This is a genomic window from Streptomyces sp. HD, from assembly GCF_028369295.1.
Lineage (GTDB): Bacteria > Actinomycetota > Actinomycetes > Streptomycetales > Streptomycetaceae > Streptomyces.
On record NZ_JAQMYP010000006.1, the window covers coordinates 195,370 to 210,892 of the forward strand.

Consider the following 15,523-nt stretch of genomic DNA (forward strand, 5'->3'; position numbering starts at 1 on the left):
ATACGCCGTTCGGTTCCGCACTGTAGGTAACTCAATCAGACAAAAGCGGACGGATACCGCTCACCTGCACCCTCCCCGAACAGGGGAGCCCAATTAGCCAGTAACATGCGTCGCCATGAGCTCCCCCACTGGGCCCGCGTCCGGCCTGCCAGTACGAATGCCGCGACCTCGTCAGCCCGGGCGGCACCGCCGACCCGAGCCGTTGGCGGCTCCCGAGGGCGCACCCGCGCTCGTCCTCGCGGTGCCGGGCACGCCGAGCGCCGCGACCCGCGGTCTCGCCGAGGAGGTCGTGAGCATCGCCCGCTCCGAGCTCCCCGGCCTCGACGCCCGGATCGGGTACGTCGACGGTGACGACGTGGAGTTCCCCACGCTCCAGGCGGTGCTCGTGCACGCCGCCGACGAGCGCACCGCCCGCTACGAGCAGGCGCTCGCCGCGGGTGTGGAGGTCAAGGAGCCCGAGGGCCCCGTCGCCGTTGTCGTGCCGCTGCTCGCCGGTCCGGACAGCGCGCTGCTGCGGGTCATCCGCCAGGCCGTGATGGAGAGCCGGGTCGCGGCCGACCTGACCGATGTGCTGGGCCCGCACCCGCTGCTCGCCGAGGCGCTGCACGTGCGCCTGTCGGAGGCCGGTCTGGCCCGCGCCGACCGCGCCCGCCTGTTCACCGTGGCCACGGCCGCGGACGGCATCATCCTGGCTTCCGTCGGCGGCGAGGAGGCCGTGCAGGCGGCCGGGATCACCGGCATGCTGCTCGCCGCCCGCCTGGCGGTGCCGGTGATGGCGGCGGCCCTGGACCAGGAGGGCTCGATCACGGCCGTCGCCGAGCAGCTTCGGTCCTCGGGCTCGCAGCAGCTGGCGCTGGCGCCGTACCTGATAGGGCCGGAGATCGACCCCAGCCTGGTCGCGGAGGCCGCACGGGAGGCGGGCTGCTCCGCCGCCGAGGCGCTCGGCCCGTATCCGGCGATCGGCAAGCTCGCCCTGTCGAAGTACACGACGGCGCTGGGCATCGCCCCGCAGCAGCCGCAGGGCACGCCGGTCCGCTGACGCACAGGTCGCAGTCACAGGCTCCAACGCCGAAGGCCCGCTCCTCCACCGGGAGCGGGCCTTCGGCCTACGGTCAGGCCCTGCCGGTGTCCGGGCCGACGACCACGCAGGACGCCGCGGGTACCTCGATCGAGCCCTCGTAGCGCGGGAGCCCCCGGTCCGGGTCCAGGGCGAACCAGGACACGTCACCGGAGCGCTCGTTCGCGACGTACAGGATCCCGCCCGCCTCGGTGATCGCGCGCGGCCAGTGTCCGGCGCAGGTCACCGTGCCGATCAGGCGCAGTTCCTCGCCCTCGACGGCGAACGTGGACAGGACGTCCTCGCCCCGGGTGGCGGTCCAGACGAAGCGGCCGTCGGGCGAGGCGACGATGCCGGAGGGGTAGGCGTCGCCCGCCGGGGCGCCCGGCAGTACGGGGACCTCCACCAGCGGCTTCAGGGTCCCGTCGTCGGCGTCCCAGTGGCAGACGGTGACGGTCGGGGTGAGTTCGTTGAGGACGTACGCGTACCGGCCGTGCGGATGGAAGGCCAGGTGGCGGGGGCCCGATCCGGGGCGCAGGGCGGTCTCGCGATGCACGTCGAGGGTACCGTCGGTCAGCGTGCACACCCGCACCGAATCGGTGCCGAGGTCGACGCTGACGGCCCAGCGGCCGCCCGGCTCGGGCAGCACCTGGTGGGCGTGCGGACTCTGCTGGCGGGGCGTGTGCGGGCCGGAGCCGGTGTGCCGGAGCACGGCGGACGGGGCGGACGCGAGGGTGCCGTCGGCGCGGACGGGGACGGCGGTGACGCTCCCGGAGCCGTAGTTGGCGGTCAGGACGTGGCCGGCGAACAGGCTGAGGTGCACGGGCCCGCCGGCGTCCACCGGGACCGCGGGCCCGAGCGGCTCCGGCGTGTCCCCGGTCACGCGGTACGCGGCCACCGCGCCCTCGGCCGTCTCGCTGACCGCGTAGAGCGTGTCGCCGTCGGGCGACAGGGCCAGGTACGCGGGGTCGGGTACGTCGTCCAGGTGACTCAGGACGGTCAGTGCGCCGCTGCCCGGTGCCACGGCGGCCATGGTGATGCCCTGTCCACCGGCTGCCGTGAATGACCCGATGTAGGCCCGTGCTCCCCGCATGCCCACGTCTGCCACCGTTGTCCCCTTCCGGTCGGGTGCCGTCGGGGCGACGGTAGCAGTGGATCTTTCGGCCCAGACCAGGACGCCGCACCGCGAGGGAGGTTCCGCGCGGCAAGGGAGGTTCCGCGCGGCAACGCCTCGGGCGGCGCGACGGCACTTCTCGGGGGCACGGTGCATCCCGGGCCACCGCACATCCCGGGGCACTGCGCATCCCCCGGGGGCACACCCGCGGACCGCTCCCGCACGGCACGCGGGCTGCGTGCGCCCGACGGGGCGGAGTTACCCGACGGGAGGACTGATCCACCCTCCGGGATCCACTGAAGTGCGGGAGCGGCGTGTCGACCTACGGTTCGACATGGTTTCGCCCGAATCCGCGCGCGGGAGCTACGTGGGTTGCGTCACGAGCCGCGAGCCGGACGGCGTGCGCAGCGGCTGGGCCAGCTCGGCCAGGGCCCGCTCCAGGCCGTGCAGATGGGCCAGGGCGGGGTCCGTCGCCGTCGGCTGCGCGGTGGGGGCGGTGACGTCCGTGCCGCCGGTCAGGGCCTCGACCGCGGCCTCCACCCGCCAGCACGCGGCGGCCAGGCGGGCGTCGTGCGAGGCCTCCGGGTCGGCGGTGACGGCGGCCAGGCCGCGGATCTCCCGGGCGCAGTCGTCGAGCAGGGCCAGTACCCGGCGGGCGCGCCGTTTGCGGGCCGGCACCAGGTTCAGCGGGTGCACCAGCGGGGCGACGGAGAGCCGTACCCGGCCGAGCAACTGCTCCAGTTCGGCCAGCCGTGAGGCCGGGTCGGCGGTCTCGTCCCCGGCGAGCCGGGCGGCGGCCTCTGCGGTGGCCGCGTGGACGCAGTGCAGTGCCCGCTGGATCCAGGCATCGTTCGTGGCGTGCGTGGTGACCGGCAGAACGAGAACCACGGCCAGCGCGGCACACAGGGCGCCCACACCGGTCTCTGCAAGACGGAGCCCGAGCAGGCCGGGGTCCAGCACGCCCAGCAGGCCGTAGAGCGAGCTGACCATGACCGTCACCGCCAGCATCATCCAGGAATACGAGACGGCGGCGGTGTAGAAGATGCCGAAGACGCAGACAGCGACCAGAGCGGCCGTCGGGGCGGGCGCGCCATGCAGCGGAACGGCGACCAGCAGGCCGACGGCGATACCGGTCACAGTTCCGAAGACCCGGCGGAAACCGCGGATCAAGGTCTCACCGCGAGAAGCCGTGTTGACGAAGATCCACCAGGCAGTACCGACGGCCCAGTACCAGCGGTCCTCGGAGAGTAGCTGCCCGACCAAGAGCGCGAGAGCCGAGGCAACAGTGGCCTGGAAGGCCTGCCGGGTGGTGGGCCGCGCCAATCCGGTGCCGGGCAGGGCCGCCGGGACTGCCGCTGGTGGGGTACGACGCTCGATGGGCCAGAACACGAAGCGTGTGGCGCCGGCCGCGAAGAGGGCAAGACTCACGGCGGTGTACAGCTCGGGCAGTTGAGCGGGAACCGCGTGCAGGAACTGCGTGATGAAGAAGTTCATGAACGCGAAGATCCCGAGCGCGTGGCCCCGCGGGCCCCAGCGGCGGGCATAGACCCCACCGAAGACGACGGCCAGGAACGCGGCGTCACGGGCCGGGGTGGTGCCGTGCAGGGTGGCGGCAAGCGCCAGCACGGGGAATCCGGCCAATGGAAGCAGGGCGGTGGTGATCCGCTGGTCACGGACGGTCGCATCGGTGACCGTGAAGAGAGCGAGCAGTGCCGCGAGCCCTCCGGTGATCGATGCGGTGAGCGAGAGCCCACACACTTCGGAAACGGCGACGGCGGCGGCGACACCGATGACAGCGCGGGTCGCGTTCCGCAGCCTCAAGCGCCCCGGGTCCGGAGCCACGAACATCCTCTTCACGGCGGTGCGCCACCTCCCTTGCGGTGGTACGCGTCCTGCCCACGGTCGTCCCGGGTGGCGGACGACGAGCAGGCACGACGAAGGCGCCGCGGTCCGGACCCGGCCTCGTCGCCGTCCGGCGCTACGCGGCGCCGCAAGTACATGGATAGGGCAAAGATAACCACCTTCGAGCTCACTGGCTCAACTGTCGCACCATCGACTGTGCCAATGGCGCAGTAGATCTGCCTGAATGTCGACCGATGGAAAGCCAATGGATCAGGCTTCACCTCAACCCGGCGGGGCCGCGTCATCCGTCATGAGCTGAAGCACGCTTACCCGGGGCAACGTGCCGTGCTGTTGAGGCATACACACTCGCCTACCTGGCCGGACCGGCGTTGCCTTCCCCCGACGGCTCCCGTCTCGCCGTCGGCGGCCGAACCGGCCGGGGCAGCCTGTGGGACGCGGACGCACGACACCGCGCCGGCGCCCTGCGCAACGTCTTCCCCGCCCCCTAGCCGCGGAGGTCCGCAGCGCCATCGACCGCTCCATTGCGGACTCACCCGAGGAGACTGGCTCAAGTGTCCTCACATATGCTGAGCCATTGGCACAGACATATCGGTCCTCACGCGTCCATGGGCGAGTCAACGGACCACAGGCGGAGGAAGGCCGGAACACCATGCCCGTCGACGAGCTCGACACCCGCATCCTGCGCCTGCTCCTGGAGCAGCCCCGCACCAGCGTGCGCGAGTACGCCCGCGTCCTCGGTGTCGCGCGCGGCACACTGCAGGCGCGGCTCGACCGGCTGGAGCGGGACGGCGTGGTCACCGGCACGGGGCCGACGCTCTCCCCCGCCGCCCTCGGCCATCCGGTGCTGGCGTTCGTGCACATCGAGGTCACCCAGGGTCATCTCGACGACGTGGGCGACGCACTCGCCGCCGTGCCTGAGATCGTGGAGGCCTTCTCGATCACCGGCGGCGGGGATCTGCTGACCCGCGTCGTGGCCCGCGACAACGCCCACCTGGAGGACGTGATCCAGAAGCTGATCAGCCTCCCCGGCGTCGTCCGCACCCGCAGCGAGGTGGCCCTGCGCGAGCGTGTCCCGCACCGGCTGCTGCCGCTGGTGGAGTCGATCGGGCGGGCGGCGGCCCGGAAATGACCTTTGCCATCCTGGGACGATGAGCGGTCTGAGCGGCACTTCGGTCATCTTCGATCTCGACGGAACGCTCGTGGACAGCGAGCCCAACTACTACGAGGCCGGCCGCCAGGTCCTGGCCGCGCACGGGGTCCCCGGCTTCACGTGGGCCGACCATGAGCGGTACGTCGGCATCAGCACGCTGGAGACGGTCACGCTCTGGCAGCGGGAGTACGGCCTTCGCGTCTCCGTCGACGAACTGCTCGCCGCCAAGAACCGCCGCTATCTGGAACTGGCCCGCACCTCCACGCGCGTGTACCCAGAGATGCGCAAGTTCGTGGAACTGCTGGCGACCGAGGGCGTACCGATGGCCGTGGCCTCGGGCTCGTCCCCCGAGGCCATCACCGCGATCCTGGCCGGCACCGGCCTGGACGCCCATCTGCGCACCGTCGTCTCGGCCGACGAGGTCGAGCACGGCAAACCGGCCCCGGACGTCTTCCTCGAAGCGGCTCGCAGGCTCGGCGTCGCACCGGCCGACTGTGTCGTCGTGGAGGACGCGGCCCCCGGCGCCGCCGCGGCACACGCCGCCGGAATGCGGTGCATCGCGATCCCCTACGTGACCGCACAGGCCGACGCCCCGGAGTTCGCGACCGCCGGTCTGCTCCTGCGGGGCGGGCAGCGGGAGTTCACGGCGCGAGCGGCGTACGACTGGCTCCGGGACTGACCTGAGTCAGAACGCTGCGGACCCGTTGACCCCCACCCGTCTCCTCCCTATCGTCTGGTCGACCAAGGGCATCCTGGACGCCTACCTCGCCACGGACGACGCACGGGCCCTCGATCTCGCGTCGGGCTTGTGCGACTGGATGTACTCACGGCTGTCCAAGCTGCCCGAGGCCACCCTCCAGCGGATGTGGGGGCTGTTCTCCAGCGGCGAGTTCGGTGGCATCGTCGAGGCGATCTGCGAGCTGCACACGATCACAGGCAAGGCCGAACACCTCGCGCTGGCCCAGCTGTTCGACCTGGACCGGCTCATCGACAACTGCGCCGCGAACACCGACATCCTCGACGGGCTGCACGCCAACCCGCACATACCGATCTTCACCGGGTACCTGCGGCTGTACCACGCGACCGGCGAGCAGCGCCATCTGGACGCCGCCCGGAACTTCTGGGGCATGGTCGTCCCGCACCGCATGTACGGCATCGGCGGCACCAGCAGCGGCGAGTTCTGGAAGGCGCGGGACGTGATCGCGGGCACGATCAGCGACACCAACGCCGAGACGTGCTGCGCGTACAACATGCTGAAGCTGAGCCGGACCCTGTTCTTCCACGAGCAGCAGCCGAAGTACATGGACTACTACGAGCGGGCCCTGTACAACCAGGTCCTCGGCTCCAAGCAGGACACGGCGGACGCCGAGAAACCGCTGGTCACGTACTTCATCGGGCTGACGCCGGGTCATGTGCGGGACTTCACGCCCAAGCAGGGCACGACCTGCTGCGAGGGCACCGGCATGGAGAGCGCCACCAAGTACCAGGACTCGGTGTACTTCAAGGCCGCCGACGGCAATTCGCTGTAGTCAACCAGTACAGCCTGTCTCAACTGACCTGGCCCGAGAGGAGTGTGACGGACACTCAGACCACCTCCTTCCCCCGGGAGCAAAGCACCACGCTCACCATCGACGGCGGCAGCGCGGCCTTCGCACTGCGGCTGCGGGTGCCGTCGTGGGCGACCGCCGGGTTCCGCGTGACGGTCAACGGGAGCGCGGTCAGCGGTACTCCGACGCCGGGCAGCTACTTCAGCGTGTCGCGGACGTGGCGGAGCGGGGACACCGTGCGTATCTCGATGCCCTTCCGGCTGCGGGTGGAGAAGGCGATCGGCGCTCCCTCGCTGCAGACGCTCCAGTACGGGTCGATCAACCTCGTCGGCCGCAACTCCGCCACCAGCCACCTGCAGCTGGGCCTGTACCGCAACGCGGGTCTCTCCGGCGACCTGCTGCCGTCGCTCGCCCCGGTGAGCGGCAAGCCGCTGCACTTCACGCTCAGCGGCACCGAGTTCGCCCCGTTCTTCGAGGGCACCGAGAACCCGACCCAGGCCTACTTCCGGCACTCCGAACCCCGGGTGGTCTTCGGCAACACCGACTCCGGTGTCGCCAACCCGGCCAAGTCCGACGACACCACGCTGCTGGACGAGATCTGGGCCGGGGCTCCGTTCGGCACCAAGAGCGCGCTGGTCGCCCGCGTCCGGTCCACAGTGAACGCCTGGGTGACGGCCGGTCTGCTCAGCCAGGCCGACGGGCAGACGGTCGTGCGTACGGCCGAAGGGGCGACGTACGCCCCCTGATCCGCCGACCCGGATCCCCGCGCCGCGCGCCCGCCGCCCGGCGCGGGGATCCTGGAGTCAGCAGCGGGTGCCTTCGACCAGGAGGTGGGGCCATGGCGATCGACGTGGAGGCGGAGCGGGTGATCCCGCTCCCTCCCGAGCAGGTGGCCGAGTACGCCATGGACTGGCGCCATGATGCCGACTGGACCCAGGGCATCCGGTCGGCGGAGCTGACCCGTGAGGCCGACGGGGGCGGTTTCGGGGTCGGCGCCGAGGTCACCCGGACCGCGTACTTCCTCGGCCGACGCATCAACTATGTGCTGCGCGTGGCCTCGTACGACTTCCCCCGGCTGCTCGACATGGTGTCCGTGGCCGGGCCGATGCCGATGCACGTCACCTATGCCTTCGACCCGTACCCGGACGGCGACACCCTCGCCCGCATCCGCGTCCGGGGCGGCCCCGGCGGCCTGGCACGGCTGCTCGCACCGCTCATGGCCCGCCAGGTCCGCACCAACATCGGCAAGGACCTGCGCGACCTGGAGCGCAGGCTGACACAGCACAGCGAGTGAGGGGCTCTCATGGCTTACGACGAGGGGCTCGCCCAGCGGGTCCGGGAGCGGCTCGGCGCGGACTCGGGCGTCAGCGAGAAGCAGATGTTCGGCGGCATCGCCTTCCTGCTGCACGGCAACATGGCCGTCGGCGTGAGCGGCGACGATCTGATGGTCCGCGTCGGCCCGGACGGCACCGACGCGGCCCTGGCCAGGCCGGGCACGCGGATCTTCGACATGACCGGGCGGCCGATGCGGGGCTGGATCCTGGTCGCCGGGGACTCACTCATGGACGACGCGGTGCTCGGCGCGTGGATCGACGAGGGGTACGGCTTCGCGGCGGGCCTGCCGCCGAAGTGAGTCCGTTGAGGCCGTTACGACCGACGACGGGGCTTGCCGCGCCGGGCGCCCTTGGTTCCCTTGGAGCCCTGGTTCGCCTTGGAGCCCTGGGCGCCCTTGGATCCCTGGGTTCCCCTGCCGCTCTTGGCGGCCGGGCGCTTGCGCTTCGGCTGCTCCGTGGCGGGCGGGGTCTGGGACGTCGCACGGCCCCTGGTGCTGTTGATCGTGCGGCCCCGGACGACGCCGATGAAGTCCTCGACCAGGTCGGTCGTCGCCTCCTCCGGCCAGGACAGGGCGATGCTCGACTGGGGGGCGTCCACGAGCGGCCGGTAGGTGAGGTCCTTGCGGTGGTGGAGGCGGGCCAGCGACTGGGGTACGACGAGCAGGCCGACGCCCGCCGCGACCAGCTCGACGGCGTCCGCGGTGGTCGCGGGGCGCTCGAAGGCCGGCTGTCCCGGGGGCCGCTCCCAGTCCAGGACGTCGTCGAGGGGGTGGAAGACAACCTCGTCGGCCAGCTCCTCGGCGGTCACCTCGTCGACCGCGGCGACCACGTGGTCCTTGGGGACGACGACGACCGTGGTCTCGGTGTAGAGGGGGATCGCGCTGAAGAACGTACGGTCGACCGGGAGCCGTACGAAACCGGCGTCGGCGTCACCGTCCCGGAGCAGCTCGGGTGCCTCGGCCGCGGTCGCGGCGTGGAGGGTCAGGGGGACGTCGGGGAAGCGCTCGTGCCAGATCCGCACCCACTTCGAAGGGGTCACTCCGGGGACGTACGCGAGCCGGAACGACGGTGAGGCCTCCGGGGAGGGCGGGGGTACTTCCGAGCCTGTCACCTGGCCAGGTTACCGGCGTGGCCGGCGGCGCCGGTCGGCGGGCGGCGGGCGTGGTCGGCGGGCGTTCACCCAGTCGATACCCTGGGGAGCATGACGTCGCACCAAAACACCCAGACCATGAAGCCCGCGACCGCGGCGAAGAAGCTGGGTGTGTACCTCGAAGCCACCCCCGCCGAATTCCAGGAGGGTGTCGTCACGCGCGCGGAGCTGAACGCGCTGCAGGCCGACCCGCCCGAGTGGCTGCGCACGCTGCGACTGAACGGCCCGCACCCGCGCCCCGTCGTCGCGCAGAAGCTGGGCATCTCCATCGCGGGACTCGCCCGCGGCGGTGTCACCGAGCCGCTCACCACCGAGCAGATCGAGGCGCTGAAGCAGGAGGAGCCCGAGTGGCTGCTCAAGGAGCGCGCCACCCAGGCCGAGGTCCGCAAGGAGACGGCCCGGATCAAGAAGCGGGACGCTGAGCGCTCGGCACAGCAGTCCTGACCCCGCCCGGGCCGCCCTGACCGCTCAGTCCGTGCCGTCGCCTTCCTCGATCGCTTCCAGGAAGGTGGCCGAGGGGATGAAGAAGAGGGTTCCGGTCACGGCCTGGGAGTAGTCGAGGATCGGGTCGGGGCCGGATTCGGGGCCGCCCAGGAACATCTTGCGCAGCATGCTCTCCGGGATCTCGGGTGTCCGGGCGTAGGCGATGAAGTACGTACCGAACTCACCGTGCCCGGGCCTGCCGAACGGCATGGCGCCGCGCAGTATCTCCAGATCCTCCCCGTCCGGGCCGGTGACCGTGTTCACGTCGATGTGGGAACCGGGGACGTCGAGTTCGATGTTGGTCAGCTTGGAGCGGCCGATCACCTTCTCCTGGGCCTCGACCGCCAGGGCCTCCCAGGCGTCCACGTCGTGCACGTACTTCTGGACCATCGCGTAGCTCCCGCCGCTGAACGCGGCGTCCTCGTCACCGACGATCGCCGCCTCGGCCGCCGCCTGGCCCACCGGGTTCTCGGTGCCGTCGACGAAGCCGAGGACGTTGCGCGAGTCGAAGTACGCGAAGGCCTGGACCTCGTCCTGGACGGTGACCGCGTCGCGCAGCCTTTTCATGATCTCGGCGACCAGGGCGAAGCAGAGATCCGTGCGGGCGGCACGGATGTGGAAGAGCAGATCGCCCGGGGTGGCCACGGCGCGGTGCCGGGAGCCGTCCAGTTCCCTGAAGGGATGCAGTTCCCGGGGGCGCGGCTCGCCGAAGAGCCGGTCCCACGCCAAGGACCCGACTCCGGCGACGCAGCACAGGCCGCCGTCGGGACTCGGGAACCCGACGGCACGGACGAGGCCGGCGAGCCCGGCGAGCAGTTCGCGTACCTCCGATTCGCGCCCGGGCCTGATCGTGACCACCAGGAAGACGGCTACGGGCGCCGGCGGGCTGAGCACCGGCTGTGGCTGCGCACCGGCCCACCGTATAGACGACGACGGCATGGTTCCCCTCTCACCCTCAAACCCCGCCAACTAACGATGCCCGGCCGAACAGCGAACGATACCCGCCGAATTTCCGCACATCCGGCCGGTGCGACGGGTGCGGGAAGGGGCCTGTCCGAGGCGAAAACCCGCATGCGAACGCACGTGTGGGTCTGGGACCATCCCGGAATGGTCCACCGTCTCGAACCCCTGGTCATCCGGCACGTCCACCGTCTCCCCACCCCCGCGGGACCCGCCGGGGAAGGCGCCGTCGCGGCACGGCAGTTCGACGCCGCGTTGATGTCCGTGGGCTTCAAGCTCTCGGCGGAGCTGCTGACCCGGCTGTCGGGGCTGTCCGAGCACACGGTCGTCGACACCGCCGTGCGCACCCTGGGCACGGTCCGCGAGATGGTCGGCGACCATGTGCGGCACAACGTCTACTTCATCGACTTCCCGGCCAATGTGCCGGACACGTACGACTTCTGGATGCGCTGCGTCGCCGAGGCGCTCACCGACGACGCGGCGCGCCCGGGCGTTCTGGAGCAGCTGAGCGAGGGCGTCGTCAACCTGCTGACCCTGCCGTCGTACGGCCGCTACCAGCACACGTACGCCGAGATGCTCGGCCACCACGAGGAGCTGATCGCGGCGGCGGGCGACCGGTTGACGGTGCTGCACGGGGGTGCCGAGGCCGAGGCCGAAGTCACCGCCCTGTACCTGGCGTTGGCGGGCAGCACCACTCCGCTCGGCGAGGACACCCTGCGTGATCTGGAGGTGCTCGCCGAGGCGTGCGTGGACGGGCCGCAGCCCGAGGTGATCCCGGTCCGGGAGAACCGTGCGGTGATCAACCGGGCCCGGCTGCGGGCCGGTTCGGAGCCGCTCCTTGACACGGTCACCGATGTGCTGCGGCTGGCCTGCGCGTTGTCGGGCGGTGACGTGACGCTGCTGGAGCCGACGCGGTTCCGGGGGCTGTCCCGGCCGGTGCGCCGCGTTCTGCTGGCGGGTCTCGACTCGGTGGTCGCCGCCGCGCCGGCCAAGCTCGCGGACGTCCACGCACACCGTGAGGAGTGGAAGCGGCTCGGCGAGCGGCTGCACCCGCACGAGCACCCGCAGTGGCCGCACGCCGCCGACGTGTTCGCGGTCGCCCGGGGCGAGAAGCGGGCGCGTTCCTTCGACAGCCTGGTCGAGGAACTGCTCGGCATGCACGACATCACCGGCGCGGTGAAACTGCTGAAGTCCGCGCCGGGCAAGCTGTTCCGCGTGCTGGACCGGCTGCTGCGCATGGCGCTCACGCAGGAGGAGCGGGATGCGGTCGTGTCCGCCGCCGAGGAGGTCGTTCCGCAGGTCGCGGGGCGGGTCGTGCTGTCGGTGCGCGAGCATCTGCACAACCGGGCCGGGGACACCGGCGAGCGCCGGGTCTTCGTCAACCGTCTCGGCAGCGCCTGGGTCACCGGGGACACCCGCCCGCCCGTGCTGCCGGCCGAGCGGGAACGCCTGATCGCCGCGCTCGACGCGGAGTTGCGGCGCCGGCTGGCGGCTCCGGGACATCTGCTGATCGATCCGGACGTCCTGGACGTCGCGCTGCCGCTCAGCGGCAAGGCGGTCTCGTCCGGGCTCGGTGTGCTGCCACGCGGCTCGGTGTCGCCGGTCGACGGTGAGCTGCTGCGTTTCTTCGTGTACTGGAAGCAGAAGAGCCGCGACACCGACTACGACCTGTCGGCGCTGATGCTGGACGCCGACTACCAGACCGTGTCCTGGCTGTCGTACACCAACCTCGGTGAGCTGGAGGGCGAGCACTCCGGCGACATCACCGAAGCGCCCGACGGGGCCTCGGAGTTCATCAACCTGCGGCTGGGCGCGGTGCGCGGCACCTTCGTGGTGCCGCAGGTGAACCTGTACTCCGGGGAGGGCTTCGAGGACGTCGAGGAGTCGTTCTTCGGGTTCATGCTGCGCGAGGGCGAGCAGCAGGGGCGTCCGTTCGAGGCTCGTACCGTGCGGATGAAGTCGGAGCTGCGCGGTCCCGGCCGGGTGGCGCTACCGCTGGCCTTCCGGCGCGGTGCCGACGGGCGGTGGAGTGCCAAGTGGCTGCACCTGTACCTGAAGGGCAGCCCCACCGCCAACCAGGTCGAGGGGAACCAGGTGTCGGTGGCGACGCTGCTGCGCGGCATCGTGGAGCGTGAGCAACTGACGATCCGGTACCTCACCGGTCTGATGGACGCCACGACGACGACCCTGTGGGACGGCAAGACGGTCCCGGATGGGCCCGTGACCTACATCGGTCTGCAGCGTCCCGACGGACTGCACCCTGACTCGCGGGTCGTGACCCCCGAAAATATGCGCGACCTGATCCCGGCGTGACTGATAGCGTCTGACGTGGCGAGGCCATGAAGGGGCTTCCTTCTCACAACCTCCTTGAATTAGCCCTTTCGCTTTCCTCGCCACTCAGCTTCTTTCCGCCGGGTCAGCTGTCGTAGTCCACCGTCAGCGTCTCCGACACCGGGTACGACTGGCAGGTCAGCACGTAACCCGCGTCCACCTCGGCCGGCTCCAGCGCGAAGTTGCGCCGCATGTCCGCCTTGCCATCGGTGACCAGGGCCCGGCAGGTGCCGCAGACGCCGCCCTTGCAGGCGAACGGCAGGTCGGGGCGGGTGCGCTGGGCGCCGTCGAGGATGGTCCGCTCCCTCGGCAGGGCCGCGGTCGTGGAACGTCCGTCGAGGGTGATGGTGACCTGGCTGACGGGCCCCTGCGGGCCGCCCTCCTCGTGGTGCACCTCGCGCACGGGCTCGTCGTCGGCGTAGAACAGCTCCTGGTGGACCCGCTCGTCCGGGACCCCGAGCCCCGCCAGCACCCCTTGCGCGTCCCGGACCATGCCGTGCGGGCCGCACAGCCACCAGTGGTCGGCACCGCGTACGTCGACCAGCGCCTCGACGAGCGTAGCGAGCCGTTCGGCGTCGATCCGGCCGGAGAGCACCTCGGCCTCACGGGGTTCCCGGGAGAGCACGTGGGCGAGCTGGAACCGGGTCGGGTAGAGGTCCTTGAGGTCCGCGAGCTCGTCGGCGAACATCACCGTGTCGCTGCGGCGGTTGCCGTAGAAGAGCGTGACCGTCGAGCGGGAGTCGGCGGCCAGGACGGACTCGGCGATGGACATCATCGGGGTGATGCCGGAGCCCGCGGCGATCAGCACATGGTGGCCGGGCGTGCTGAGATCGGGGGTGAAGGCGCCGGTGGGGGCCATCACCTCGACGAGGTCGCCGGGGCGTACGTCATTCACCAGCCACGACGAGAACAGTCCGCCGGGCACGACCCGTACGCCGATGCGCGGACTCGTCCCGACCGGCGAGCAGATCGAGTACGACCGCCGCTCGTCCCGCCCGTCCCACTCGCGCCGCACCGTCAGCGACTGACCCGGCTCGAAGGCGAACTCCTCGGCCAGCTCTGCCGGGATGTCGAAGCTCACGGCGGCCGCGTCCGCACACAGCGGCTGTACGGCGGCGACGCGCAGGGTGTGGAAGGCCGGACGGCGGCGGGTGCGCGGGCGTACCGCGGCGGCCGTCTGTGCTTCGGTGAGGCCTTCCATTCAGATCTCCTTGACGTACTCGAACGGCTCACGGCAGGCGCGGCAGCGCCACAGCGCCTTGCAGGAGGTGGCGGCGAAGCGTGAGGTCTCCTCGGTGTCCGCCGAGCCGCAGCGGGGGCAGGTCACCGCGTGCCGGGTGGGTGACAGCACCAGCGCGACGGGGCCGCCGCGCGGTGCGGGACCGGGCGGGGCGATGCCGTGCTCGGCGAGCTTGCGGCGGCCGGCCGCGGTGATCCAGTCGCTGGTCCACGGCGGATCGAGGACGGTACGGATCTCCACGCGCGCGTACCCGGCGTCCCGCAGCCGCGCCGCCACGTCCGCCCGCATCTCGGCCATGGCCGGGCATCCGGAGTAGGTCGGGGTGAGGCTCGCGACCACCGTGCCGTCCTCGGTGAGCTCCACACCCCGCAGGACGCCCAGGTCGGCCAGGGTGAGCATGGGCAGCTCCGGGTCCGGCACGGTCGCGGCGATGTGCCGGGCGCGCCGGGCGTCGAGCAGGGTGGTCACCATGTCGCCTCCGGGTGGGCGCGGGCCACGCCCTGCAACTCGGCCAGCAGCGGGGCGAGATGCTCGGTGTGCTCGCCGTCGCGGCCGGAGCCGGGGATCGGCCGGTACACCGGCATGGGCAGTCCGGCCGCCTCGGTGACCTGTCGCAGGACGGCGACGACCTCGTCGCGTACGTCGAACGCCGTGAACAACTCGCCCAGATACGGCGCCACCTGCTCCTGCGCCCGGCGCATCCGGCGGTGCGACTCCGGTGTGCCGTCGCCCAGGCGCACCGCCCACTCCGCCGCGTACTGCCGGTGGTAGGCCAGCTCCTTGACGCCCTTCGTGGCGATCGCCGCGAGCACGGGGTCCGGGTGTGACGCGAGCCGCTCGAAGTGCGCGAGGCGCCAGCTGGAGAGCACCAGCAGCCGCACGATGGAGAACGCGAAGTCGCCGTTGGGCAGTTCGGCGAGGCGTACGTTGCGGAAGTCGCCGGCGTCGCGGAAGTAGGCGTAGGCGTCCTCGTCGCGTCCGGTGCCGTCGGCCTGGCCGGCCCGGGAGTAGAGCAGGCGGGCCTGGCCGAGCAGGTCGAGGCCGATGTTGGCCAGGGCCACCTCCTCCTCCAGCTCGGGGGCGCGGGTGACCCATTCGCCCAGGCGCTGGGCCGAGATCAGCGCGTCGTCGGCCAACGCGACGCAGAGGGCGGCCAGTTCGGCGGCGTCGATGCCCTCGGGGACGGTCGTGTCCACGCCGTGCAGCGGGTCCTCGAAGCCGGTGCCGTAGGCCCAGCGGGAGTCGTCCTCGTGTCCCTCGGCGAGGGTCAGGTAGACGTGGTCGTCACTCATGC

The 15,523-nt window shown here is 71.4% G+C and carries 14 protein-coding genes and 1 pseudogene; 8 read left to right on the plus strand and 7 right to left on the minus strand.

All coding sequences use genetic code 11. The annotated features are described in order from the left end of the window. Positions 1-115 precede the first annotated feature (115 nt). The gene (locus POF73_RS08575) at positions 116-1,039 is read left to right on the plus strand and encodes a sirohydrochlorin chelatase (RefSeq protein ID WP_272113930.1); all 924 of its coding nucleotides are present in this window, start codon (positions 116-118) and stop codon (positions 1,037-1,039) included. A gap of 73 nt (positions 1,040-1,112) precedes the next feature. On the opposite strand, the gene POF73_RS08580 is transcribed toward POF73_RS08575, so the two are convergent. Together POF73_RS08580 and POF73_RS08585 are read right to left on the minus strand one after the other, a co-directional pair. Then, the gene (locus POF73_RS08580; RefSeq protein ID WP_272113931.1) at positions 1,113-2,165 is read right to left on the minus strand and encodes a lactonase family protein; all 1,053 of its coding nucleotides are present in this window, start codon (positions 2,163-2,165) and stop codon (positions 1,113-1,115) included. A gap of 369 nt (positions 2,166-2,534) precedes the next feature. After that, positions 2,535-4,019, minus strand: a complete 1,485-nt coding sequence (locus tag POF73_RS08585; RefSeq protein WP_272114003.1) for an FUSC family protein — start codon at positions 4,017-4,019, stop codon at positions 2,535-2,537. A gap of 664 nt (positions 4,020-4,683) precedes the next feature. On the opposite strand from POF73_RS08585, the gene POF73_RS08590 reads away from it, so the two are divergent. The 5 genes and pseudogenes from POF73_RS08590 (at position 4,684) to POF73_RS08610 (ending at position 8,364) form a co-directional block, all read left to right on the plus strand. Next, positions 4,684-5,163, plus strand: coding sequence for an Lrp/AsnC family transcriptional regulator (locus POF73_RS08590; protein WP_272113932.1), 480 nt, complete (start codon positions 4,684-4,686; stop codon positions 5,161-5,163). Positions 5,164-5,182: 19 nt separating this feature from the next. Continuing rightward, positions 5,183-5,863, plus strand: a complete 681-nt coding sequence (locus tag POF73_RS08595; protein WP_272113933.1) for an HAD family hydrolase — start codon at positions 5,183-5,185, stop codon at positions 5,861-5,863. Positions 5,864-5,927: 64 nt separating this feature from the next. Next, positions 5,928-7,477 (plus strand): annotated as a pseudogene (locus POF73_RS08600) (beta-L-arabinofuranosidase domain-containing protein); the annotation flags it as partial. Positions 7,478-7,569: 92 nt separating this feature from the next. Beyond that, the gene (locus POF73_RS08605) at positions 7,570-8,025 is read left to right on the plus strand and encodes an SRPBCC family protein (protein ID WP_272113934.1); all 456 of its coding nucleotides are present in this window, start codon (positions 7,570-7,572) and stop codon (positions 8,023-8,025) included. 9 nt (positions 8,026-8,034) lie between these two features. After that, positions 8,035-8,364, plus strand: coding sequence for a TfoX/Sxy family protein (locus POF73_RS08610; protein WP_272113935.1), 330 nt, complete (start codon positions 8,035-8,037; stop codon positions 8,362-8,364). 14 nt (positions 8,365-8,378) lie between these two features. Here POF73_RS08610 and POF73_RS08615 read toward each other — a convergent pair whose 3' ends face one another. Then, complete coding sequence (locus POF73_RS08615; protein WP_272113936.1) at positions 8,379-9,176, minus strand: LysR family substrate-binding domain-containing protein; 798 nt, start codon at positions 9,174-9,176, stop codon at positions 8,379-8,381. Positions 9,177-9,266: 90 nt separating this feature from the next. On the opposite strand from POF73_RS08615, the gene POF73_RS08620 reads away from it, so the two are divergent. Continuing rightward, the gene (locus POF73_RS08620) at positions 9,267-9,659 is read left to right on the plus strand and encodes a DUF5997 family protein (protein ID WP_272113937.1); all 393 of its coding nucleotides are present in this window, start codon (positions 9,267-9,269) and stop codon (positions 9,657-9,659) included. 24 nt (positions 9,660-9,683) lie between these two features. On the opposite strand, the gene POF73_RS08625 is transcribed toward POF73_RS08620, so the two are convergent. Further along, the gene (locus POF73_RS08625; protein WP_272113938.1) at positions 9,684-10,637 is read right to left on the minus strand and encodes a Dyp-type peroxidase; all 954 of its coding nucleotides are present in this window, start codon (positions 10,635-10,637) and stop codon (positions 9,684-9,686) included. A gap of 168 nt (positions 10,638-10,805) precedes the next feature. On the opposite strand from POF73_RS08625, the gene POF73_RS08630 reads away from it, so the two are divergent. Further along, positions 10,806-12,971: a TerD family protein gene (locus POF73_RS08630; RefSeq protein WP_272113939.1), complete on the plus strand. Its 2,166-nt coding sequence runs from the start codon at positions 10,806-10,808 to the stop codon at positions 12,969-12,971. Between the two features lie 103 nt (positions 12,972-13,074). Here the strand turns inward: POF73_RS08630 and paaE are convergent, their stop codons facing one another. From paaE to paaC, 3 genes are read right to left on the minus strand one after another with little or no spacing between them, the layout of a single operon-like run. Further along, positions 13,075-14,190, minus strand: coding sequence for a 1,2-phenylacetyl-CoA epoxidase subunit PaaE (paaE, locus tag POF73_RS08635; RefSeq protein ID WP_272113940.1), 1,116 nt, complete (start codon positions 14,188-14,190; stop codon positions 13,075-13,077). Then, positions 14,191-14,700 carry a 1,2-phenylacetyl-CoA epoxidase subunit PaaD gene (paaD, locus tag POF73_RS08640; RefSeq protein ID WP_272113941.1) on the minus strand — a complete coding sequence of 170 codons (510 nt, stop codon included), beginning with the start codon at positions 14,698-14,700 and terminating at the stop codon, positions 14,191-14,193. Then, a complete protein-coding gene (gene paaC, locus POF73_RS08645) occupies positions 14,694-15,521 on the minus strand; it encodes a 1,2-phenylacetyl-CoA epoxidase subunit PaaC (protein WP_272113942.1) in 828 nt (275 codons plus the stop codon). Before paaC ends, paaD begins: the two co-directional genes overlap by 7 nt. Between the last annotated feature and the right edge of the window lie 2 nt (positions 15,522-15,523).